The organism is Streptomyces sp. NPDC044704, assembly GCF_056433525.1.
On the sequence record NZ_JBWKGY010000005.1, the window covers coordinates 607,617 to 630,707 of the forward strand.

19 protein-coding genes are annotated in these 23,091 nt (G+C 74.3%); 14 read left to right on the plus strand and 5 right to left on the minus strand.

The features are described from left to right. Window positions 1-2 precede the first annotated feature (2 nt). The 4 genes from eccD to AC07B0_RS16705 are packed head-to-tail and all read left to right on the plus strand — an operon-like array spanning window position 3 to window position 7,939. On the plus strand, window positions 3-1,352 hold the full coding sequence (gene eccD / locus AC07B0_RS16690) for a type VII secretion integral membrane protein EccD (RefSeq protein ID WP_478865877.1): 1,350 nt from the start codon (window positions 3-5) through the stop codon (window positions 1,350-1,352). Between the two features lie 16 nt (window positions 1,353-1,368). After that, complete coding sequence (locus tag AC07B0_RS16695) at window positions 1,369-2,508, plus strand: MinD/ParA family ATP-binding protein (RefSeq protein ID WP_478898498.1); 1,140 nt, start codon at window positions 1,369-1,371, stop codon at window positions 2,506-2,508. Further along, a complete protein-coding gene (eccCa, locus tag AC07B0_RS16700; protein WP_478898499.1) occupies window positions 2,505-6,530 on the plus strand; it encodes a type VII secretion protein EccCa in 4,026 nt (1,341 codons plus the stop codon). The genes AC07B0_RS16695 and eccCa overlap by 4 nt, the downstream gene beginning before the upstream one ends. Beyond that, window positions 6,527-7,939 carry a DUF6177 family protein gene (locus AC07B0_RS16705; RefSeq protein ID WP_478898500.1) on the plus strand — a complete coding sequence of 471 codons (1,413 nt, stop codon included), beginning with the start codon at window positions 6,527-6,529 and terminating at the stop codon, window positions 7,937-7,939. The genes eccCa and AC07B0_RS16705 overlap by 4 nt, the downstream gene beginning before the upstream one ends. A 12-nt stretch (window positions 7,940-7,951) precedes the next feature. Here AC07B0_RS16705 and AC07B0_RS16710 read toward each other — a convergent pair whose 3' ends face one another. Both AC07B0_RS16710 and AC07B0_RS16715 read right to left on the minus strand, forming a co-directional pair. After that, complete coding sequence (locus AC07B0_RS16710; RefSeq protein ID WP_356871226.1) at window positions 7,952-8,620, minus strand: response regulator transcription factor; 669 nt, start codon at window positions 8,618-8,620, stop codon at window positions 7,952-7,954. A 12-nt stretch (window positions 8,621-8,632) separates the two neighbouring features. Beyond that, window positions 8,633-9,835, minus strand: a complete 1,203-nt coding sequence (locus tag AC07B0_RS16715; RefSeq protein ID WP_356871224.1) for a sensor histidine kinase — start codon at window positions 9,833-9,835, stop codon at window positions 8,633-8,635. A gap of 107 nt (window positions 9,836-9,942) precedes the next feature. Between AC07B0_RS16715 and AC07B0_RS16720 the strand changes: the two genes are divergently transcribed. Further along, window positions 9,943-10,956 (plus strand): SAM-dependent methyltransferase, encoded by a 1,014-nt coding sequence (locus AC07B0_RS16720; protein ID WP_478898501.1) that lies wholly within the window; start codon window positions 9,943-9,945, stop codon window positions 10,954-10,956. A gap of 42 nt (window positions 10,957-10,998) precedes the next feature. Here the strand turns inward: AC07B0_RS16720 and AC07B0_RS16725 are convergent, their stop codons facing one another. Continuing rightward, the gene (locus AC07B0_RS16725) at window positions 10,999-12,555 is read right to left on the minus strand and encodes a M28 family metallopeptidase (RefSeq protein ID WP_356871220.1); all 1,557 of its coding nucleotides are present in this window, start codon (window positions 12,553-12,555) and stop codon (window positions 10,999-11,001) included. A 179-nt stretch (window positions 12,556-12,734) separates the two neighbouring features. Continuing rightward, window positions 12,735-13,856: a DUF5937 family protein gene (locus AC07B0_RS16730; RefSeq protein WP_356871218.1), complete on the minus strand. Its 1,122-nt coding sequence runs from the start codon at window positions 13,854-13,856 to the stop codon at window positions 12,735-12,737. 166 nt (window positions 13,857-14,022) lie between these two features. On the opposite strand from AC07B0_RS16730, the gene AC07B0_RS16735 reads away from it, so the two are divergent. Beyond that, a complete protein-coding gene (locus tag AC07B0_RS16735) occupies window positions 14,023-14,235 on the plus strand; it encodes a hypothetical protein (RefSeq protein WP_356871216.1) in 213 nt (70 codons plus the stop codon). 38 nt (window positions 14,236-14,273) lie between these two features. Here AC07B0_RS16735 and AC07B0_RS16740 read toward each other — a convergent pair whose 3' ends face one another. Next, window positions 14,274-15,413, minus strand: coding sequence for a threonine aldolase family protein (locus tag AC07B0_RS16740; protein ID WP_478898502.1), 1,140 nt, complete (start codon window positions 15,411-15,413; stop codon window positions 14,274-14,276). 108 nt (window positions 15,414-15,521) lie between these two features. Between AC07B0_RS16740 and AC07B0_RS16745 the strand changes: the two genes are divergently transcribed. From AC07B0_RS16745 to AC07B0_RS16780, 8 genes are all read left to right on the plus strand, one after another. Then, entirely contained in the window at window positions 15,522-16,472 is a 951-nt protein-coding gene (locus tag AC07B0_RS16745) for a Rossmann-like and DUF2520 domain-containing protein (protein WP_356871211.1), read from the plus strand. After that, window positions 16,469-17,464 (plus strand): pantoate--beta-alanine ligase, encoded by a 996-nt coding sequence (gene panC / locus AC07B0_RS16750; RefSeq protein ID WP_356871209.1) that lies wholly within the window; start codon window positions 16,469-16,471, stop codon window positions 17,462-17,464. Before AC07B0_RS16745 ends, panC begins: the two co-directional genes overlap by 4 nt. Then, window positions 17,461-19,212, plus strand: a complete 1,752-nt coding sequence (locus tag AC07B0_RS16755; protein ID WP_356871207.1) for an L-aspartate oxidase — start codon at window positions 17,461-17,463, stop codon at window positions 19,210-19,212. Before panC ends, AC07B0_RS16755 begins: the two co-directional genes overlap by 4 nt. 1 nt (window position 19,213) lies before the next feature. After that, entirely contained in the window at window positions 19,214-20,182 is a 969-nt protein-coding gene (gene nadC, locus AC07B0_RS16760) for a carboxylating nicotinate-nucleotide diphosphorylase (protein WP_356871205.1), read from the plus strand. A 3-nt stretch (window positions 20,183-20,185) separates the two neighbouring features. Next, entirely contained in the window at window positions 20,186-20,995 is an 810-nt protein-coding gene (locus tag AC07B0_RS16765; protein WP_356871203.1) for a type III pantothenate kinase, read from the plus strand. Window positions 20,996-21,152: 157 nt separating this feature from the next. Continuing rightward, on the plus strand, window positions 21,153-21,905 hold the full coding sequence (locus AC07B0_RS16770) for a GntR family transcriptional regulator (RefSeq protein WP_356871201.1): 753 nt from the start codon (window positions 21,153-21,155) through the stop codon (window positions 21,903-21,905). A gap of 171 nt (window positions 21,906-22,076) precedes the next feature. Continuing rightward, on the plus strand, window positions 22,077-22,271 hold the full coding sequence (locus AC07B0_RS16775; RefSeq protein WP_356871199.1) for a DUF397 domain-containing protein: 195 nt from the start codon (window positions 22,077-22,079) through the stop codon (window positions 22,269-22,271). Between the two features lie 118 nt (window positions 22,272-22,389). Beyond that, complete coding sequence (locus tag AC07B0_RS16780; protein ID WP_356871607.1) at window positions 22,390-23,004, plus strand: hypothetical protein; 615 nt, start codon at window positions 22,390-22,392, stop codon at window positions 23,002-23,004. Window positions 23,005-23,091 lie beyond the last annotated feature (87 nt).

The window sequence follows — 23,091 nt, forward strand, 5'->3', positions numbered from 1 at the left end:
GCGTGGTGAGCACGGGGGCAACGAGCGGTACGGCACTCAGCCGGGTCACCCTGGTCGGTGAGCGGCGGCGGATGGATCTCGTACTGCCCTCCCAGGAGCCCGTCGGGCGGCTGCTGCCCGACGTCATACGACTGCTGGACGACCGGGTGGCGGCGCAGCCGATGCTGCGTCACCTGGTGACCGGCGACGGATCGGTACTCGAACACGACACCTGCCTCGCGGACGCGGGCATCTCCGACGGAGCCGTGCTGCGGCTGGTCCGGGTACAGGACTCGCCGTCCGCGCCCGTGGTGCACGACGTCACCGACGAGGCGGCCGAGGACCTCGACGTAAGGGCCTGGCGCTGGCGGCCGTCGGCGCGGCGGGTCACCGCCGGGGCCGGGCTGGTCGGCTGGGTGCTGCTCGCCGGGTGGTTCGCCCGGCGGGAGTTCGCGCCGGGCGCGGTGGCCGGGGCGCTGCTCGCGGCCGCCGGGGTCTGCGCGGTCGTCGGGGCGCTGTCCGGGCGGCTGAAGCGGTCCGGGATGGCGGCGGCGCTGCTGGCGACGGCCGGTGCGGCCGGGGTGCTCGGGGCGTGGACCCTGTGCGACGCGCAGCACTGGGGTGCCATGGGGCGGCTCGCCGCCGTGGCGGGTGCGCTGGCCGTGGGGCTCGCGCTGCTGGGGTGGTTCACGCCACTCGGGCGGGGCGGGTTCGTCGGAGCGGCCGCCGTCGTCGGGCTGACCGTGCTCTGGGAGGGCGTGGCCCTGTTCCAGGGCGGCGCGGGTGCCCGTACGGGTGCCGTCCTCGCCGTGGTCTCGGTGGTGCTGCTCGGTCTGCTGCCGCGCCTCGCGCTGGCCGCGGCCGGTCTGACCGGACTGGACGACCAGCGGGCCCGCGGGGCCTCCGTCAGCCGGTACAAGGTCGCGACGGCCCTCGGCGCCACCCACCGGGGCCTGGTGCTGGCCACCCTCGCCACCGCCGTCTCGGCGGGCGCGGCCGGGGTGCTCGCACTGCGGGAACCCGACGTCTGGACGGTCTGCCTGGCGTCGGCCGTCGCCGCCGTACTGTGGCTGCGCGCGCGGGCCTTCCCGCTCGTCGCGGAGGTGGTGGCGCTGCTGCTGGCGGGCGCGGCGGTGACCGTGGCCGCGCTGCTGGTGTGGGCCGGACGGGCCGGTGCGGCCGGGCCGCTCGCGGCGCTGCTGGGCTTCGCGCTGGTGGCGCTCGGGGTGCTGGCCGTACAGCCGCCCGAGCACGTACGGGTCAGGCTGCGGCGGATCGGTGACACCGCCGAGTCCGTCGGCGTCATCGTGCTGTTCCCGCTGCTCATCGGGGTGTTCGGCGTGTACGGGCGGCTGCTCGGCACCTTCGCTTAAGGGTTGCTTCTCAGACATGGCAGACATGAACCAGCGCGACGACTGGCAGGCCGGGGTCCTGGGCGAGCTGACCGGGACCCCCGTGGCCGCCTCCGTACCCCCGCAGCAGTCACAGCAGCAGCAACCACAGCCGCAGCAGTCACAACAGCAACCACAGCCGCACCAGCCCCAGCGGCACCCCCAGCACCCCACCCCCGCCCCTCGCCCCGCAGCGCCCCGCGCCGCCCCCGAGACCGTCCCGGTCGCCGGGTCCGGGGCCCCCGCCGGCCGCCCCCGCCACGGCGACCCCCTGGTGCGCCGCACCCTGCGCACCCTGCGCGGCGCCCTCGGCTCCTCCGTGGCCCGGGCCGTCGCCGCCGAGACGGAGCTGGCCACCCAGGTGCAACAGCCCGTCACCACGGGCCGCCACATCGTCGTCACCAGCATCCGCGGCGGCTCCGGCAAGACCACCGTCACCGCCCTGCTCAGCCGCACCTACAACCACTTCCGCCACGACCCGGTGCTCACGCTGGAGGCCGACGCCGCCCTCGGCACCCTCCCGGTCCGGCTCGGCGTCCAGTCCCTGCGCTGGACCTGCGGCGACCTCGCCCAGATCGTCCGCCCCTCCATGCAGCTCACCGACGTCACCGGCTACCTCGTGCCCCTCGCAGACGGCGGCTGGCTGCTGCCCGGCAGCCAGGGCCGCATCGGCGCCCAGGTCGACGTCGCCACCTACCGGACCGTCATGGTCGCGCTGCGCCGCTACTTCGGGGTCACCGTCGTCGACTGCGAGACCCTGCCCGGCGAGGTGGCCCGTACCGCCCTCGACACCGCGCACGCCCGCGTCCTCACCACCCCCGCGACCGCCGAGGGCCTGGTCTCCACCCACGCCGTCCTCGACTGGCTCGGCTCCCTGCCCGTGCCCGTCCTGCCCCGCACCGTCGTCGTGCTCACCTCCCAGGCCCCGCACCCCGCCGTCGACCTCACCAAGGCCGCCGGGGAACTACGGGCCACGGGCGCCGGGGTCGTCGTACTGCCCTACGACCGCCACCTCGCCTCCGGCGGCGCCGTCCGCACCGAACTCCTCGGCGCCGAAACCCGGCTGGCGGCCGTCCGGCTGGCCGCCGAAGTCCTCCAGCGCGCCGTCGCGCTCCCGGCAGCCGGCGCCGCCCGGTGACGCAGCAGCTGGTCCACCGGCCCGCCCGGGGCACCCTGCCCCCCGCCCCGGCCGCGCCCCGCACCGTCGAAGCCCCGCCCAACCTCCCCGAAGGCAAGATCGGCAGCCCGGCCACCGCACTGCTGCCGATGGCCGGCGTCATGGGTTCGGTCGTCATGATGACCGTGATCCGCAACAGCCAGTTCGCCGCCGTCGGTGCGATCGTGCTCGTCTTCGCCCTGCTCGGCGCCGTCGCCCTCTTCTGGTCCCAGCGCGGCAAGGCCCAGCGCACCCGCCGCGCCCAGCGCGAGCGCTACCTCGAATACCTGGAGGAACAGCGCGAGGAACTCGGCGCCCGCGAAAAGGCGCTGCGCGACGAGGCCCGCCGCCTCAACCCGCCGCCGGAGGCCCTCTACGACCTCGTGCGCGACCCGGCCCGCCTGTGGGAGCGGCGCCGCACCGACCCCGACTTCCTGCGCCCCCGCCTGGGCACCGGCGCCGTCGCCGTCCAGGACCTCGGCCTCGCCCCCGGCGCCGGCGGCGTGCTCACCCCGCCCGACCGGTTCATGCTGAACGAGGCCGGCGCCCTGATGTCCCGCTTCCAGCGGGCCAGCGACTTCCCGCTGACCGTCCCCCTCGACCGGGCCGGGAACGTCAGCATCGTCGGCGACCGCGAAGGCGTCCTGCGCGTCGCCCGCGCCCTGCTCGTCCACACCGCCGTGCTGCACGCCCCCGACGACGTCGCGATCGCCCTCGGCGTCCCCGGCGAGCGCCTCGCCGGGGACTGGGACTGGGCCAAGTGGCTGCCCCACGTCCTCGACCCGCAGGAACTGGACGGCCCGGTCCCCGCCCGGCGGATCGCCCCCAGCCTGCCCCAGCTCGCCGAGGTCCTCGGACCGGACCTGCGCCGCAGGGCCTCCTACGCCGCCGAGGTCCGCCGCGGCCTGTCCGACAGGGGCGCGCTGCGGCTCGCCGGCCGGCTCCTCGTCGTCAGCGACGAGTACGGCGAGAACGCCGTCGAACTGCCCCGCCCCGACACCGCGGTGGGCCTGTCCGACATGAACACCACCGTGCTCCACCTGCTCGCCGAACAGGTCCACGAGCCCGACGAGGTGACCATACGGATCACCGTCGACGGCTCCCGCGTCACCGTCCGCGACCTGCGCACCCCGCACGGCCCCACCGCCGAGGGCCTCTGCGACCCGCTCGCCCCCGCCACCGCCGAGGGCCTCGCCCGGATGCTCGCCCCGCTGCGCCTGTCCGCCGAGTCCGTCGCCGAGGGCACCCCCGTCTCCGGACCCGTCGACTTCATGGGCCTCCTCGGCATCACCGACCCGGCCGCCCTCGACGTGGCCCGCCTCTGGGCGCCGCGCGGCGAACGGGACTTCCTGCGCGTGCCCATCGGCATCGACGACCGCCACGGCCCCGTCCTGCTCGACCTCAAGGAGTCCTCGCAGCTCGGCATGGGCCCGCACGGGCTGTGCGTCGGCGCCACCGGCTCCGGCAAGAGCGAGCTGCTGCGCACCCTCGTCCTCGCGCTGGTCGCCACCCACTCGCCCGAGGACCTCGCCATGGTCCTCGTCGACTACAAGGGCGGCGCGACCTTCGCCCCCTTCGAGAAGCTCCCGCACGTCGCCGGCGTCATCACCAACCTGGAGAACCAGGCCGGACTCGTCGAACGCGTCCACACCAGCCTCGCCGGCGAGGTCAAGCGCCGCCAGCAGGTCCTCAAGGCCGCCGGGAACGTCGCCGACATCGGCCACTACGCCGTCCTGCGCGCCGAGAAGCCCGAACTGGAGCCGCTGCCCCACCTGTTCGTCGTCATCGACGAGTTCGGTGAACTCCTCACCGCCAAACCCGACTTCATCGACCTGTTCCTGTCGATCGGCCGCATCGGCCGCTCCATCGGCGTGCACCTGCTGCTGTCCAGCCAGCGCATCGAGGGCGGCAAGCTCAAGGGCCTCGACACCTACCTGTCGTACCGGCTCGGCCTGCGCACCTTCTCCGCCGACGAATCGCGCACCGTCCTCGACACCACCGACGCCTTCATGCTGCCGCCGCTGCCCGGCTTCGGCTACCTCAAGGTGGACACCTCCACCTACACCCGCTTCAAGGCCGGCTACGTCTCCGGCCGCTACCGCGGCCCGGCCGCCGACCGCGACGGCGACGCGCAGGGCCCCCTCGCCCTCGCCTACCCCACCTTCAACACCCTCGGGGACACGGCCGCCCCGCCCGAGGACGCCGAGGAGAAGCCAGCCGCCACCGTCCGCGAGACCGGCCCCAGCGTGCTCTCCGTCATCGTCGACCAGCTCGCCGAAGCCGCCCCGCCCGTCCGCCGGATCTGGCTGCCGCCGCTGCCCGACGCGATCCCCCTCGACGCCGCCGCCGGACCCCTCTCCGTCACCGGGGGCGGCTTGCGCCTCGGCACCGGCGAACGCCGCCCCCTGCGCGTCCCTCTCGGGGTCCTCGACGACCCGGCCCGGCAGTGGCGCGGCCCCTGGGAGCTGGACCTCACCGTCGCCGGCGGCCACACCGCCGTCACCGGCGGCCCGCAGTCCGGCAAGACCACCCTGCTGCGCACCCTCGCACTGTCGCTCGCCCTCACCCACACCCCGCAGGAGGTCGCGGTCTACGGACTCGACCTCGCCGGAGGCGGCCTCGCCGCCCTCGCCGGGCTCCCCCACGTCGGCGGGATCGCCGGACGCGCCGACCGCGAACGGGCCGCCCGCACGGTCGCCGAGGTACGGGGCATGCTCTCCGCCCGCGAGGAACTCTTCCGCGAGCACTCCATCGACTCCGTCGACCAGCTGCGCCGGCTCCGCTCCCAGGGCGGGCTGCCGGAGCTCACCTCCACCGACATCGTCCTGATCGTCGACGGGTACGGGGCCCTGCGCGAGGAGTTCGACGAGCTCGACGACGCCGTCACCGACCTCCTCAAGCGCGGCGGTGGCTACGGCATCCACGTCGTCGCGGGCATGCTCCGCTGGAACGACGTCCGCATCGCCAACCAGTCCCTGTTCGGCGGCCGCGTCGAACTGCGCCTCGGCGACCCCTCCGACTCGGCCATCGACCGCAAGCTGTCCGAGACCATCTCCCCGGACGACGCGGGCCGGGTCCTCACCGACGCCAAACTGTTCGCGCAGGTCGCCCTGCCCCGCATCGACTCCCGGTCCGGGACCACGGACCTCGCCGCCGCCCTGGAGGAAGCCGCGGGCACCGTCCGCGCCACCTGGCACGGCGACCTCGCCTCCCCCGTACGGGTCCTGCCCGCGCGGCTGCCCGCCGAGCGGCTGCCGTCCGCGCAGGACGAGCCGTACCGGATCCCCATCGGGGTGGACCAGGACGTCCTCGCGCCGGTCCTCCTCGACCTCTTCGAGCAGGACCAGCACCTGATGGTCCTCGGCGACAGCGAGTGCGGGAAGACCAACCTGCTCGCCCTGATCGCCCGGCAGCTCATCGCCCGCTACGGGGAGGACGAGCTGGTCTTCGCCGTCTACGACCCGCGGCGCGGCCTGCGCGGCGTGGTGCCCGAGCCCTACCGGGGCGGGTACGCGCACAACGCGAAGATCGCCTCCGCGCTGTCGGCCGGCATCGCCAAGGAGCTCGGCAAGCGGCTCCCCGAGGACGGCATCGACCCCGACGCCGACGAGGGCCCCGGCTTCACCGGCCCGCGCATCGTGGTCCTCGTCGACGACTACGACATCCTCACCACCGCCGGGCAGCAGCCGCTCCAGGCGTTCGTGCCGTACCTGCCGTCCGCCCAGGACATCGGCCTGCACTTCGTGCTCGCCCGACGGGTCGCCGGATCCTCCCGGGCCCTGTACGAACCGCTGATGACCACCCTGCGCGAATCGGGCACCGCGGCGCTCGTGATGACCGGCGAACGCTCCGAAGGACAGCTGTTCCCGCAGCTGTACGCCAGCGCGCAGCCGCCGGGCCGCGGCACGCTCGTCCGGCGCGGACGGCCCCACCAGATCGTGCAGACCGCGCTGACCGGCGCACCGCAGAACACCTCGCCCCCGGCCGATCGGGAAGCACCGTGACCAAGGACGTCATCGCCCTCACCCCGCACATGCCCGACACCACCGCGATGCTGGTGGCCCTCGCGGCGGGCGGCGCCGACCTCGACGCCCAGGCCGCCGGGGAGGGCGCCGTCATCCAGCTCCTCGGAGCGGGCGGCCGGCCGCTGGTCTCCGTGGAGGCGCCCGTACTCGTCCAGGTCCCCGGCGAGGCGGAACGGCTCCTGGGCACCCCGACCGCCACCCCCGTGTGGTGGACGGAGACCCGCGCGTCCACGGCCGTGCCCGAGGCGGCCACCCTCGCCGGAGCCGTCGCCGGCCGGCTCGCCGAGGTCCTCGGCGGCACCGTCTGGCCCGAGGGCGCCGGCCGCGTCGGCGCCGTGGAGGTCACCTCCGAGGCCTCGGCCGCGCCCGCGCCCGTCGGCGCCCTGCCCACCGTGGACGTCGTCACCGAGTCCACGGCGGTGGTCCTCGCCGACCGGCCCGTGGTCCCGCTCACGGCCTGGCTGTCGGACGTCCTGCGGACCACGGCCGGCTTCGGCGCGGCCCTGCACGTCGTCACCCCCGCCCACTGCCGCCTCAGCCTCCCGCTGCGCACCGCCCTGACCGGCGCGCCCAACCGGTGGGTCGTCCAGGACCCCGCGGGCGGCTACTACGACGGCCTGTCCGGAGCGGTCCTGAGCTGGCAGGACGGCACCTTCGCCCCGGTCCGGGACGCAGCCGGGCAGACCCGCCCCGCCGAGGCCTTCGCGCAGCCGGACGCCTCCGGCGAACGCCGCCTGACCGTGTCGTTCCGTACGGAACACCCCGCCGAGGCGGACGTGACCCTGGGCCGCTCCCTGGAAGCCGCCTGGCGCACCCTGACCGGGCGGCCGCCCGCCGGCTGGGGCACCGCCGAGCCCGTCAACCTGCCCTGGTCCCCGCGCCAGCTCACCGACCTGGCCCGCGGCCGGGCCCCGGAACCGACCCTGATCACCGCCGTCGGACACCCGGAGCGGCCCGCGCTGGCGACCGTACGCGTGACCCGGACGGCCGCCGGGGTCGAGGAGGACGTCACCCTGTCCCTCGGCTACGGCCCGTCGGAGGAACTCCCGCTGGACGCGCTGCCCGCCCTGGCGGAGGAGCTCGTGACCGGGCACGGCCTGATCAGCATGCTGGCCTCGGCCGGACCGGGACGGCGGGACCTCGGCGTGGCCCCGCGCCTCGCGCCGCCCCCGCTGCCCGTGTCGTTCACCCTGGGCGGGGCCGGAGTGGCCGAGGCCACCCTGACCCACGCCCGTCGGCCCCCGCTGGCCCTCAAGCCCGCCCGGGTGGGCCCGGCCCGCCGGCCCGGACTGCACTACCCGCTGGGCGACGGCACCGACCCGGCCGGCTGGGACACCCTGGGCGCCCTTCTGGCCCACCTGCGCACTTCGGCGCCGGCCCCGCTGTAGCGGGAGGGGCCCTTACAGGCCGCCCGCGCGGACCAGGCCCGTCTCGTACGCCAGGACCACGACCTGGACGCGGTCGCGCAGGCTCAGCTTCGTCAGGATGCGGCCCACGTGCGTCTTCACCGTGGCCTCCGAGAGGACCAGCCGGGCCGCGATCTCGCCGTTCGACAGCCCCTGCGCCACCAGCAGCATGACCTCGCGCTCACGCTCCGTCAGCCGCTCGACCTCCTTGTTCTTCGGCTCCTCCGTCGTCGTCGGCAGCATCGGGGCGAACCGGTCCAGCAGCCGGCGCGTCGTCGACGGGGCCACGACGGCGTCCCCGCTGTGCACGGACCGGATCGCGGCCAGCAGCTCCGCGGGCGGGACGTCCTTCAGCATGAAGCCGCTCGCACCCGCCTTGAGCCCGGAGAACGCGTACTCGTCCAGGTCGAAGGTGGTCAGGATGATCACCTTCGGGTGTTCCTCCGGCTCGCAGATCCGCCGCGTCGCCTCGACCCCGTCGAGCCGCGGCATGCGGACGTCCATCAGCACCACGTCCACCTTCGTGGCCCGCAGCACCTCCAGCGCCTCCAGGCCGTCCCCCGCCTCGGCGACCACCTCCATGTCCGGCTGGGCGGCGAGCACCATCCGGAAGCCGGTGCGCAGCAGCACCTGGTCGTCGACGAGCATCACTCGGATGGACATCGGTGAATACCTCTACCTCTTCTTGAGCGGGAGCAGAGCACTGATCCTGAAGCCTCCGCCGGGTCGCGGTCCCGCGTCCAGGGTGCCTCCGACCATACCGATCCGTTCCCGCATGCCGATCAGACCGTGTCCGGCGCCGTCCGCGCCGCCGTCCTCGTACAGTTCGTGCGCCGCGCCCCGGCCGTCGTCCTCGACCAGCAGGCCCAGCCCGTCGTCGAAGTAGACGAGCCGCACGCTCGCCTTCGCCTCCGGACCGCCGTGCTTGCGCGTGTTCGTCAGCGCCTCCTGCACGATCCGGTACGCGGTCAGCTCCACCCCGCTCGGCAGCTTCCGCGGAGCGCCCTCGACCTCGAAGTCCACGGTGAGGCCCGCCGCCCGCACCTGCTCCACCAGCACCTCGATCTGCTCGACGTCCGGCTGCGGCACGTAGTCCTCGGAGTCCTGCGGTTCGCCGGTGCGCAGTACGCCCAGCAGGCGGCGCATCTCGGCGAGGGCCTGACGGCCGGTCCCGGAGATCGTCTGGAGGGCCTCCTTGGCCTGTTCCGGGGCCACGTCCATGACGTACGCGGCGCCGTCGGCCTGCACCACCATCACCGACACGTTGTGCGCGACGACGTCGTGCAGCTCGCGGGCGATGCGGGCCCGCTCGGCGGCCACCGCGACCTTCGCCTGCGCCTCGCGCTCCTTCTCCAGCCGCTGGTTGCGCTCCACGAGCTGGGCGTAGTAGGCCCGGCGGGTGCGCAGGGAGTCGCCCGTCACCCAGGCGAGGGCGAAGGGGACGATCACCATCAGGGCGAAGGTGATGCTCTCGGTGAGGGAGAGGCCCTTGTCCACGCCGAAGCGCAGGAAGTACACCGGGGAGGCCAGCAGTCCGACGCCCAGGGCGGCCCGCGAGACCCAGCGCGGCACGTCCCCGGCGGCGACCGTGAACAGCACGACCAGCATCGCCAGGTCGCAGATCTGCGCCTCGATGCCGAAGGCCAGCTGGTAGACGCCCGCGCCGACGGTGACCCAGAACATGGCCTGGGTCCACTTGCGGCGCAGGGCCAGCGCGGCCGTGAGCGCGAGGACCACCGGCACGGTGGCCAGGCGCAGGGCCGTGCTCGGTTCGGGATTTCCCACCACGGCCGCCATCGAGAGCCCGAAGAAGAGGACAGCCCAGAAGCTGTCGACGCCCGTCGGGTGTCTGCGGATGAAGTCGTAGAGGCGCTGCACGTAACCCAGAGTAGGGAAAGGAGATAGGTGCTGGAGTCAACCACAGGAGCGATCCCTGTGACGGGGGAGTACTCCCCAAGGTGGAGGGTGAGCCTACCCTTCGTGTGATGAGTGCTCAGGATGAAGGCGCGGGGCCCCTCCGCTGGCGGACGGCGATCGAGACGTCGCTGTACGGTCCCGGCGGTTTCTACGTCCGCCCCGGCGGCCCCGGACCCGCCGGACACTTCCGCACCTCCGTGCACGCCTCCCCGCTGTACGCGCGGGCCGTCGCCCGGCTGCTGGCCGAGGTGGACGCCGCGCTCGGGCGGCCCGGGCGGCTCGACCTCGTCGACGTGGGCGCCGGCCGGGGAGAACTGCTGACCGGGGTCCTCGCCGCCCTGCCGGCGGAGACGGCCGTGCGGGTGCGCCCGTACGCCGTCGAACGCGCGGCGGCGCCGGACGGGCTGGACCCGCGGATCCGCTGGGTGGCCGAGCCGCCCGCGGGGACGACCGGGCTGCTCTTCGCGAACGAGTGGCTGGACAACGTACCGCTGGACGTCGCCGAGGACGGCCGGTACGTCCTGGTCGCCGCCGACGGTACGGAGAGCCCCGGCGGACCCCTCGACGCGGCCGACCGGGCCTGGCTGGAGCGGTGGTGGCCGGACGGGGAACGGACCGGGCGGGCCGAGATCGGCCGGCCCCGGGACGAGGCCTGGGCGGCGGCCGTCGCCACCCTCGACCGGGGCCTGGCGGTGGCCGTCGACTACTGCCACACCCGGGCGGCCCGGCCCCCGTACGGCACCCTGACCGGGTTCCGGGCGGGCCGGGAGGTGGCCCCCGTCCCGGACGGCGGCCGCGATCTGACCGCGCACGTCGCGCTCGACGCCTGCGCGGGACCGGGCGCGGTCCTGCTCACCCAGCGCGAGGCCCTCACCGCCCTCGGCGTCTCGGGCGGCCGGCCCCCGCTGGCCCTGGCCTCCGCCGACCCGGCGGCGTACGTCCGCGCCCTGGCGGCGGCGGGCGAGGCGGCGGAGCTCACCGCGCGCGGAGGCCTCGGCGACTTCGGCTGGCTGGTCCAGCCCGTCGGCGTCCCGGCCTGGCCGGGCGGCGCCGGGGACGCGGCAGGGGCCGGGACCCCCTGACGGGAGTCCCGGCCCCTGCCCCGCAGCGGGTGCGGTGTGCCGTTACTTGGTGACCTCGTGGCCGTGGCCCTCGTGCAGGCCGCCGCCACTGCCCGTGCCCGGGGTGGTCGGCTGCGAGACGACCGGCTGGGACAGCGGAGCCAGGTCGTGGGCGTAGTGGCCGACCGCGTTCGCGATGACGTCGACGTTGATGTCGAGCGCCTTCTGGTCGATGTTCGTGATGTCGTCACCCTTGCCGTGGTAGTTCACGTCGTAGGCGACACCCGCCTGACCGCCGAACTTCGCGGCCTGCTCCGGCGACTTGATGCCCTCGGCGCCGGTGAACGTACCGCCCGACGGGATGCCGACCTCGATGAACGGGCCGTAGTCCGAACGGCCCGAGAAGTCCGTGCCCTCGTGCGGGATGTTCTTGGAGTCGAGGAAGTCGGTGATCCCCTTCTCCAGCTGCGCCGAACCCTCCGGGCCGGGGCCCGCGCCCGTCGCGTCCGAGTCGTCGCCGTCGTAGACGAAGTAGGCGGCGTTCGGCGAGCCGATCATGTCGAAGTTCAGGTACAGCTTGATCTGCTTCTTCTGGGCCTCGGTCAGGGAGGCGACGTACGCCTCGGAGCCGAGCAGGCCGTACTCCTCCGCCGACCACCAGGCGAACTTGACCTTGTTCTTGATCTTCGTCTGCTGGCTCGCCAGGCGCTGCGCGACCTGGAGGATGCCCGCCGAACCGGAGCCGTTGTCGTTGATGCCCGGACCGGCCGCGACCGAGTCCAGGTGCGCGCCGAGGAAGACGGTGTTGTTCTCGTCGCCGCCCTTCGTCTCGGCGATCACGTTGTACGTCTTGCGGTTCTCGCGCAGCTCGCGGATGTCGAGGGTGACCTCGACCGGGCCGGCCGCCGCGTCGGCGGCGAGCTTCTCGCCGTCCGCCTTCGTGATGCCGCCGGTCGGGACCTTCCCCGCGTTCGCGTCGCCGAGGGTGCCGTTCAGGGCGCCGTCGGTGTTGTTGTAGATGATCGCGCCGACCGCACCCGCCGCCGCCGCGTTCGCCTGCTTCACCGCGAAGGTGCAGCCGCCGCGCTGGACCAGGGCGATCTTGCCCGTGAAGGCGCCCGCCGCGAAGTCGCCGGGCTCGCAGCCGTTCGTACCGTCGGCGTCCACCGGGACGACCGCGACCGGAGCGGTCACGCCCTCCTCCGGGCCGCTCGCCGTGTACGTCATCAGGTGGATCGGGATGTCCCGGCCGCCGTCGCCGTTCACCGAAAGCTTCTCGGCGATCGCCTCCACGTACACGAAGTCGAATTCGTTCTTCGTGACCTTGTAGCCGGCGGCCTTCAGCACGGCCTCGATGTACTGCGCCGACTGCACGTGTCCCTTGGAACCCGCCACCCGATTGCCGTTGTTGTAGTCGGCCAGCGACTGGAAGACCTTCAGGTGGTTGTTGGCGCCTTTCCCGGTCGCCTCCTGGACCAGCTTCTTGGCCAGGGCGTCACCCCGGGCGGCGTCGCTCTGCGGGCTGCCGGTGGCACCGGCGGGTCCGGCGAGCAGCAGCGGGGAGACGAGGGCCGCGGCCGCCAGTGCGGCGGTTGCTGCGGCTATACGGCGAGAGGGCATGAAGGTCCTTTCACAGCAGGTGCGCATCGCACGGTGCGTGGGGGAGTGGTGGACGCACGTTAGGCACCAACAGGCGCCTCTCGCCAGAGTTTTCACTGCTTCCGGTTTGTGAAATCCGTATATCGGTGAGTCTCCGCCGAACAATTCAGGCCAGCGTCCGGAAAAAGGTCGGCCGACAGTCAGCGGAGAATGCCCTCGATGAAATCGGAGCCTATCCGCGCGACCACGGACAGATCCAACTGATGCTGGACATAGCGGCCTTGACGCCACGTACGCAACAGGCCGGCCTTCTTCAGGACCGTCAGGTGCCGGGACACCTCGGGCGCGGATATCGCGTACACCGTCGCCAGTTCGCTCGTCGTGTACGGAGCCCGCGCCAGACTGCGGCACAGCGACATCCGCATGGGATGCGCCAGCGCCTCCATCCGCCGCTGGAGCAGCTCCACCGAGCCCGTCGTGGACGCCAGCTCCGGCGACTCCAGCGGGTAGTGGACCACCGGACGCCAGCCCGGCGCGTGCAGCACCAGCAGGTGCGGCCAGCCGAAATCGGTCGGTACGAACACCAGCCCCGCCCCGATCCGCGGATCCGTGGCCGTGGCCTGCCCGTGCACCATCTTGTCGGCGGTGATCGTGCGCTGCTCCCGGTCGACGCTCAGCGCCGTCGACACCTCCCGCAGCGCGGCCGGCAGCCCCTTGCGGCGCAGCACCTCCGCCTTGTGCCGGGCGTCCGCGGCCTGCCGGGGCCCCACCCGCCGCCAGATCTCGGCGAAGAACGCCTCTTCGCAGTCCTCCAGGAGCCGCCGCAGCCACACCCGCACGGCCGCCGTGTCGTCCAGCAGCCGCAGCGAGAACGCCAGCTGCCGGGGCCCGCGCGCGGCCGCCGTGTCCAGCGCCTTCGCCCGCGCGGCCGGATCGCGCAGGGGGGACGGCCCGCCGCCCTCGTTGTACAGCGCCAGCCAGCAGTGCTCCAGGGCCGCCATCACGAACCGCTCGTCGTCCAGCCGGTCGAGCACGTCGAGCTCCTCGGCCAGCGTCGCGGCCGGCAGGCCCGCGCCCGGGACCCCGGCGAAGGGCATGAAGATGTCGGAGAAGGAACTGCGCCACATGAAGTCGGCCTCCAGCAGCCGGTCCGCGAGGCACGAGTCCAGCGCGGCCGTGGTGGCGGTCGTCCAGGAATGGAGCCCGGGGTGGTGGGCGGGCTGCGAGAGCGCGTGCAGGGCCATGCAGAGCTCGGCGAGCGGGGACGGCGCGAAGCCGATCCGCTCCGCGGGGAGTCCGGCGATGTCGATGGTGACGCTCATCGCCCCATTCTCGCCCGGCAGGCCGCGGCGCGGCGGCCCGGGGTGCCCTCCGCGGCACCGCCGTCCGGGCGACCCGTACGAGGGCTCCGCCGCAGGTCGGAGGCGTCGATTGACGCGGAACGTCAATCGGCGCGCGGGCTGCGCCCGAGGGGGTGAGGGTGGATGCATGACCTCGATCGAGCAGTACCTCATCGACACCTACCGGGCCTCGCAGCAGCACACCCCGATGCCCCCGCCCCCGGGCCGCGACGACGTCGCGACCCTGCGCGCCCTCCACACCGAAGCCCAGTTCCGGGCCGTCCTCGCCGGCCGCCCGGCGACCCACCACTGGCGGGCGACGCTGCGCCGCCTGCTCCCGCTGCGCCGCAGGGCGTGCTGAGGGAGGAATGCGGACCGGCCGGGGCCGCGCCCGCCCCCTCACACCCGCCCCAGGAACTCCCTCACCGCGTCCCGGACCTGCTCCGGGGTCCAGGTCAGGCCCGGCTGCGTGACGTCGAGTTCCGTCATCGCGAGGCCCGGGGCGGCGTCGGGGGACCAGCGGCGGAAGAGGACCGTGCCCGTCTCCTCCGCGAGCCGCAGGCCCGCGTCCGTGAGGCGGTCCGCCTCGTAGGGGAGCCACACCTGGAACTGGTGGGTGTGCGGGACCTCCGGATGGACCCGGTACCAGGGCAGCCCCGCCTCGGCGAAGCCCTCCCTGAGGGCCCCGGCGACCATGCGGGCCCCGGCGACGTACGAGGGCAGCCGGGGGAGTTCCCGTTCCAGGCCGGCCAGTGCGGACAGGGCCTGCGGGAACTGCCGGAAGACCTGGCCCCCGTACCGGTGGCGCCACACCCGGGTCTCCTCGACGAAGGCCCGCGATCCGGCCAGCGCAGCCCCGCTCAGCCCGCCGAGGGACTTGTAGAAGGAGACGTAGACGGAGTCGGCGAGCCCCGCGATCTCCGGCAGCGGCCGGCCGAAGTGGACGGTGGACTCCCACAGCCGGGCCCCGTCGAAGTGGACGACCGCGTCGCGCTCACGGGCCGCGTCCACCAGCTCCGTCAGTTCCTCCCAGGTGGGCAGCAGGAAGCCGGCGTCGCGCAGCGGCAGCTCCAGCATCAGCGTGCCGAAGGGCTCCGGGTGGTCCCGGACCTCGGCGGCGGTGGGCTGGCGGGCCTCCGCCACGGGATGGACGGTGCGCAGCCCGGAGACGGCGGACAGGGCGCCGCCCTCCCAGCGCTCCGGGTGGCTCATGGGGTGCAGGGCCACGACGGGGTTGCCGGTGCGTCCCGCCCAGCAGCGCAGCGCGATCTGCTGGGCCATCGTGCCGGTGGGGAAGAACGCGGCGTCCTCGGTGCCGAGCAGTTCGGCGACGCGGCGTTCCAGGTCGGCGACGACGCCGTCGCCGTACAGGTCGGCCGGTGCGTCCAGGTCGTACGGGGTGTCCAGCTCGTACGGGGCCCGCGCGAGCGCCGCCAGCAGCTCGCCCACCGTCGGCTCCAGCAGGCCGTGCGAGAGGACCCGGTCGGCCCCCCGCCACGCCGTCACCAGCCGCTTCTTGCGTTCCGCGTCATCACTCATGCCCCCGATCATCGCGGATCGCCGCCGATCGGCCCGGGCCCCCAGGGGCTAGCATGGCGGCGTATCGTCCGGTACCCCCCGCGGACTGGAACGGAAGGCATTCCCCGCGTGAACGCACCCCATCAGACGGAGCCCCGGGATCCGTCCGGTCGCCCTGCCCGGCTCGCCGTCGGCGTCGTCGGCGCCGGCCGCGTCGGTCCCGCCCTGGCCCGCGCCCTCCAGCAGGCCGGGCACCGTCCCGTCGCCGTGTCGGCCGTCTCGGACGCCTCAGTGCGCCGTGCGGCGCGGCTGCTGCCCGACGTGCCGGTCGTGCCGCCCGCGCAGGTGCTGGAGCGGGCCGACCTGGTCCTGCTGACCGTCCCCGACGACACCCTGCCCGGGCTCGTCGAGGGCCTCGCGGAGACGGGCGCCGTCCGCCCCGGCCAGCTCCTCGTGCACACCTCCGGGCGGTACGGGGCCGCCGTGCTGGACCCCGCGCGCCGTGCGGGCGCCCTCCCGCTGGCCCTGCACCCCGCGATGACCTTCACCGGTACCGAGGTCGACGTACAGCGCCTGGCGGGCTGCTCCTTCGGCGTGACCGCCCCCGAGGAGCTGCGCCTGGCCGCGGAGGCCCTGGTCATCGAGATGGGCGGGGAACCGGAATGGATCGCGGAGGAGGCCCGTCCGCTGTACCACGCGGCCCTCGCCCTGGGCGCGAACCACCTGGTCACCCTGGTCGCCCAGTCGATGGAACTGCTCGGCCAGGCCGGGGTCGAGCACCCCGACCGGATGCTCGGCCCGCTGCTCGGCGCGGCCCTCGACAACGCGCTGCGGTCCGGTGACGGAGCCCTGACGGGGCCGGTGGCCCGCGGGGACGCCGGTACGGTCGCCGCGCACGTCTCGGAGCTGCGCAAGCACGCCCCCGCGACCGTCGCCGGGTACCTGGCGATGGCCCGTACGACCGCCGACCGGGCCCTCGCGCACGGTCTGCTCAAGCCCGAACTCGCCGAGGACCTGCTCGGCGTCCTCGCGGACACCAGTCCCGCGGACAACGCCGAACCGGAGGGTGGCGAGCGATGACCGGCCCGCTCCTGCTGAACACCGCCGAAGAGCTGGAGAAGCTGCCCCGTACGGGCCGCCGCGCGGTCGTGATGACCATGGGCGCCCTGCACGAGGGCCACGCCACGCTGGTCCGCGCGGCCCGCGAGCAGGCCGGGCCGCGGGGCCAGGTCGTGGTGACCGTCTTCGTGAACCCCCTCCAGTTCGGGGCGAACGAGGACCTCGACCGCTACCCGCGCACCCTCGACGCCGACCTCGCCCTCTGCGGGGAGGCCGGGGCGGACGCCGTGTTCGCGCCCGCCGTCGACGAGGTCTACCCGGGCGGCGACCCGCAGGTGCGGGTGACGGCCGGGCCGATGGGCGGGCGCCTCGAAGGGGCCACCCGTCCCGGGCACTTCGACGGCATGCTGACCGTCGTCGCCAAGCTCCTCCACCTCACCCGCCCCGACCTGGCCTTCTTCGGCCAGAAGGACGCGCAGCAACTGGCGCTGATCCGGCGCATGGTGACCGACCTGAACTTCCCCGTCGACGTGGTGGGCGTACCGACGGTCCGCGAGGACGACGGTCTCGCGCTGTCCTCCCGGAACCGCTACCTCTCCCTCGTGGAGCGGCGTACGGCGCTGGCCCTGTCCCGCGCCCTGTTCGCCGGCCGGGACCGGCTCGCCGCCCAGGCCGCGCTGCGCGCCCGCGCCGAGGCCTCCCCCGCGAGCGACGAACGGGCCACGGCCCTGGCCAGGCTCGGCGAGATCCGGGCGTCCGCCGACGCGCACGCCGTGTCGGCGGCGGGCGCCGGTCTGCCGGACGCCGTCCGGGCGGCGGCGCGCCACGTCCTGGACGAGGCGGGCCGGTACGACCCGCCGCTGGCGCTGGACTACCTGGCGCTGGTGGACCCGCAGGACTTCACCGACGTCGGCCCGGACTTCACCGGACGGGCCGTGCTGGCCGTCGCGGCGAAGGTCGGCACGACCCGGCTGATCGACAACATTCCATTGGAGTTCGGAGCACACGCGTGAGCACCACAGGCAGAGGCGCTGCCCACAGCAGCGGCACGGGCACCGGCATACGGCTGCACGCCCCGGCCCCCGGCTGGGCCGTCGACGCGGACGTCGTGGTCGTCGGGTCCGGCGTCGCGGGCCTGACGGCGGCCCTGCGCTGCGCGGCCGCGGGCCGCCGTACGGTCGTGGTGACCAAGGCGCGCCTCGACGACGGCTCGACCCGCTGGGCGCAGGGCGGCATCGCCGCGGCGCTCGGCGAGGGCGACACCCCCGAGCAGCACCTGGACGACACCCTGGTGGCGGGCGCCGGCCTGTGCGACGAGGCGGCCGTGCGGCTGCTGGTCACGGAGGGTCCGGACGCCGTGCGCCGGCTCATCGCGACCGGTGCCGTCTTCGACACCTCCGCCGAGACCGGTGAGATAGAGCTGACCCGCGAGGGCGGCCACCACCGGCGCCGGATCGCGCACGCGGGCGGTGACGCCACGGGTGCGGAGATCTCCCGGGCGCTGGTCGAGGCCGTGCACGCGGCGGGCATCGAGACCGTGGAGAACGCCCTCGTCCTGGACCTCCTCCAGGACGCCGAGGGCCGCACGGCCGGCGTGACCCTGCACGTGATGGGCGAGGGCCAGCACGACGGCGTCGGCGCCGTCCACGCGCCGGCCGTGATCCTCGCGACCGGCGGCATGGGCCAGGTGTTCTCCGCGACCACCAACCCGTCGGTGTCCACGGGTGACGGCGTGGCCCTGGCGCTGCGCGCCGGGGCGGAGATCTCCGACCTGGAGTTCGTGCAGTTCCACCCGACGGTGCTGTTCCTGGGCCCGGACGCCGAGGGGCAGCAGCCGCTGGTGTCGGAGGCCGTGCGCGGCGAGGGAGCGTACCTCGTCGACGCGGACGGCGTGCGCTTCATGGCCGGGCAGCACGAGCTGGCCGAGCTGGCCCCGCGCGACATCGTCGCGAAGGGCATCATGCGCCGCATGCAGGAGCAGGGCGCGCAGCACATGTACCTGGACGCCCGGCACTTCGGCGCGCAGATGTGGGAGCAGCGCTTCCCGACGATCCTCGCGGCCTGCCGCGCGCACGGCATCGACCCGGTGACGGAGCCGATCCCGGTCGCGCCGGCCGCGCACTACGCCTCCGGCGGCGTGCGGACCGACCTCCAGGGACGTACGACCGTGCCGGGCCTGTACGCGTGCGGCGAGGTCGCCTGCACCGGTGTGCACGGCGCGAACCGGCTGGCGTCCAACTCCCTCCTGGAGGGCCTGGTCTTCGCCGAGCGCATCGCGGACGACGTCGTCGCCCACGCGCCGACCGGCAGCGGCCCGGGCGTCCCGGTGCCCGCGACCGGTCCCCTCCAGCCGGCCGAGGCCCGCTACGAGGTCCAGCGGATCATGACGGACGGCGCGGGCGTGCTCCGTTCCGCCGCCTCCCTGGCCGGGGCCGCCGAGGCCCTGGAGACCCTGTACGCGCGGGCGCTGGGCGAGCTGGAGAGCCACGGCAAGACGGCCGTCCCGGGGGTGGAGACCTGGGAGGCGACCAACCTGCTGTGCGTGGCCCGGGTCCTGGTCGCGGCCGCCCAGCGGCGCGCGGAGACCCGCGGCTGCCACTGGCGCGAGGACCACCCCGACCGCGACGACGCCGCCTGGCGCCGCCACCTCGTGGTGCGGCTGTCGGCGACGGAGAAGCGCGCCCTGGTCGTCACCCCCACCGACTCCGCGGACTTCCCGTCCGTCGACGTCCCCCTCAACCCCCCGAGCCTGGAGCAGTGACGTGAGCACCCCCGAACTTCCCCTGATCGACCAGAACGAAGGCGGCTGCGGCGACGACTGCGGCTGCGGCGAGGGCGAGGAGTCCGGCCTGGACCCGGCGCTGGCCCAGCTGCTGGCGGACGCGGGCCTGGACCCGATCGAGGTCGAGGACATCGCGCACATGGCGCTGTCGGAGGACCTGGACGGCGGGGTCGACGTCACCACCGTCGCCACCGTCCCCGAGGACGCCGAGGCCGTCGCCGACTTCGTGGCCCGCGAGGCCGGCGTGGTGGCCGGACTGCGCGTCGCCGAGGCCGTGTTCTCCGTGGTGTGCACGGAGTCCTTCGAGGTGGAGCGGCACGCCGAGGACGGCGACCGGGTCGCGGAGGGCGACGTACTGCTGTCCGTGCGCGCCCGTACCCGCGACCTGCTGACGGCCGAGCGCAGCGCCCTGAACATCCTGTGCCGGCTCTCCGGCATCGCGACGGCCACCCGCCGCTGGGCGGACGTCCTGGAGGGCACGAACGCGAAGGTCCGCGACACCCGCAAGACCACGCCGGGCCTGCGCTCCCTGGAGAAGTACGCGGTCCGCTGCGGCGGCGGCGTCAACCACCGCATGTCCCTGTCGGACGCGGCGCTGGTCAAGGACAACCACGTGATCGCCGCCGGTGGCATCGCGCAGGCCTTCAAGGCCGTCCGCGAGGCCTTCCCGGAGGTGCCGGTCGAGGTCGAGGCCGACACCATGCACCAGGTCCGCGAGGTCGTGGACGCGGGCGCCGACCTGATCCTGCTGGACAACTTCACGGTCCCGGAGACCGAGGAGGCCGTCACCCTCGTCGCGGGCCGCGCCACCCTCGAATCGTCGGGCCGGCTGACCCTGGAGACGGCCCGCGCCTACGCGGAGACCGGTGTGGACTTCCTCGCGGTCGGCGGCCTGACGCACTCCTCGCCGATCCTCGACATCGGTCTCGACCTGCGCCAGGCGGTGTGACCCGTGCTCCTCACCATCGACGTGGGCAACACCCACACGGTCCTGGGACTGTTCGACGGTGACGAGATCGTCGAGCACTGGCGCATCTCGACCGACCCGCGCCGGACGGCCGACGAACTGGCCGTCCTGATGCAGGGCCTGATGGGGACGCACCCGATGCTCGGCACCGAGCTGGGCGACGGGATCCACGGCATCGCGATCTGCTCGACGGTGCCGTCCGTCCTGCACGAGCTGCGCGAGGTCACCCGCCGCTACTACGGCGACGTCCCGGCGGTGCTGGTGGAGCCGGGCACGAAGACGGGCGTGCCGATCCTGATGGACAACCCGAAGGAGGTCGGCGCGGACCGCATCGTGAACGCGGTCGCGGCCGCCGAGCTGTTCGGGGGTCCGGCGATCGTCGTCGACTTCGGTACGGCGACGACCTTCGACGCGGTCTCCGCGAAGGGCGAGTACGTGGGCGGGGTGATCTCCCCGGGCATCGAGATCTCGATGGAGGCGCTCGGCGTGCGCGGGGCCCAACTCCGCAAGATCGAGCTGGCCCGCCCGCGCAACGTGATCGGCAAGTCCACGGTCGAGGCGATGCAGTCGGGCGTGGTGTACGGCTTCGCGGGCCAGGTCGACGGGATCGTCACCCGCATGTCCAAGGAGCTCGCGGGCCCGGGCGGCGACCCGGACGACGTGCGGGTCATCGCCACGGGCGGGCTCGCCCCGATCGTCCTCGGCGAGTCCTCGGTGATCGACGACCACGAGCCGTGGCTGACCCTGATCGGCCTGCGGCTGGTGTACGAGCGCAACGCGCCCAAGTTCGCCTGACGTGACGGCCCCCGCCCCGCCCGGGCGGGGGCCGTCACGTCCCGGTCACCCGTCCCGTCCCACCTGCCCCTTCACCCCTCGTCAGGTCGATCCGTCAGCTTCAACCTGATGGGTTAGCTTGGGCCGCGTCGGACGCACACGCTCCTGAGGTGGCCAAATGCCGCGTGAATCCCCGTACTTGCAGGTGGTCGACTCGCTCCGGTCCCGCATAGAGGCGGGTGAGTGGGTGATCGGCGACAAGCTGCCCTCCCGGGCCCGGTTCGCCACCGAGTACGGCGTCGGGCAGAGCGTCACCCAGCGGGCGATGGAGCAGCTGATCATCGAGGGCTTCCTGGAGGGCCGCGCCGGCTCCGGCACCTACGTCCGCACCCCGCGCCGGCGCATGCGGATGCTCCGCACCCGCCGCCGGGTCCCCGGTGCGGGCAACACCTTCCGCTCCGAGGCCGCCGCCCACGGCATCGCCGCGTCCTGGGACTCCCGGACCGTCGCCCAGCTGCCCGCCCCCGAACGCATCGCGGCCCGCCTGGCCATCGCCCCGGGCGACCCCTGCGTGATGACCCGCTACGAGTTCATGGCCGACGGGAGTCCCGCCGAACTCTCCGAGTCCTGGGAGCCGTTGGCGATCACCTCGGGCACCCCGGTCGTGCTGCCGGAGGTGGGGGAACTGCGCGGGGCGGGAGTCGTGGCGCGGATGCGGTCCATCGGGATCACCGTCGCCTCCGTGGTGGAGGTCCCGCGCCCGTCCCGAGCGAACCAGGACCAGGCCAACCTGCTCGGGATCAGCCTCGGCGCGATGATCACCGAGATCGAGCGCACGTACGTGGACACCGACGGCCGCCCCGTCGAAACCGCCGATCTCGTCATCCCGGACTCCCGCTACGAGATCGCGTACGCCTTCCCCGTGGAATGACGGCCGGGCCCCCGCCGCCGCTTTCCGAGCCGGGCCCGCGTACCGGTGTTCCGTACCACCGTGTATTTTTCGCGCTGTGATTTTTGCGGAAATGGCCGGAGTACGACTCCGGCGGCGATAGCGTCACGCTCGAGAACCACCACGACCCTCGTCCACGGCGGAGGAGACACCATGACCGAGAACGCCGCCCGGCCTGCCTGGCAGAAGTCGTCCTACTGCGGCGACGGAGACGCCTGCGTCTACGTCGCCGCCGCCCCGGGGACGCTCGTCCGGATCGCCGACCGGGCCGACCCGGCCCACCTCGTGATGGCCACCACCCACGCCGCCTGGGCCGATTTCCTCCGGTCCGTCAAGGAGACCGGCTGAAAGAGGACGGGCGCGGGGGGAGCGCCCGCCGCGCCGGAATTCCCCGCCCTCGGGGGATTTTGTCCGATTAGCGCGTATCTTCGGCGTCATGCCCACGCCCTACGGATCCCGCGGCGGCATGGCGTTCAGCGCCGCCGAGCTGCACGTGCTCAGGCGTCTCCTCGCCCACGCCCTTCAGCCCTCCACGGCCCCCCTGGCGGCCGCCGAGGTACAGGACTGCCTGCGCCTCGCCGCGTCGGTGGACGACGCGGCCGCGGAGGCGGGCCGGCTCAGAGCCTTCCTGCTGGCCGACCTCGCCCGCTACCGGGAGGCCCTCCCCGGCAGCCTCCCCGGGTACCTGGAGCTGCTCCAGGACGCCCTCGCCGCCGGGTACGAGCCGGTGCCCGACGACCTCGCCGCCCTGCGCGCCCTACGGGCCAACCCCGTCGCGGCCGCGGTGCTGGAGCGGGCCCAGGGCATCGCCGAGCGCTCCGTACGCCGCCGCCTGTCGGCCGCCGCGCCCGCGCCCCGGACCCGGCTGCTGGCCCTGGCCGGCGGCCGCGAGGGCACCCGCTCCGCGGCCGACCCCGACCCCGGGCGGCCCCAGCCCCGGCCGAAGCCGGCCCCCGACCGGCAGCCCGAGGAGCCGCAGCGCCCCGCGCAGCCCGCGAAGCCCGTTCCGACGCCCGGCGAGGTCTTCCCGCCGCGCCGCAAGCCCACCCCGCCCCCGGCGGCCGGGCGCGCCGTCGGCTAGGGCCTGTCGTCAAACTCCCGTCTGCCCCGCGACGCCTGGCACGCGCTCTCGCCGCACCGGGCGAAAGCCAAGTACGTCCAGTACGCG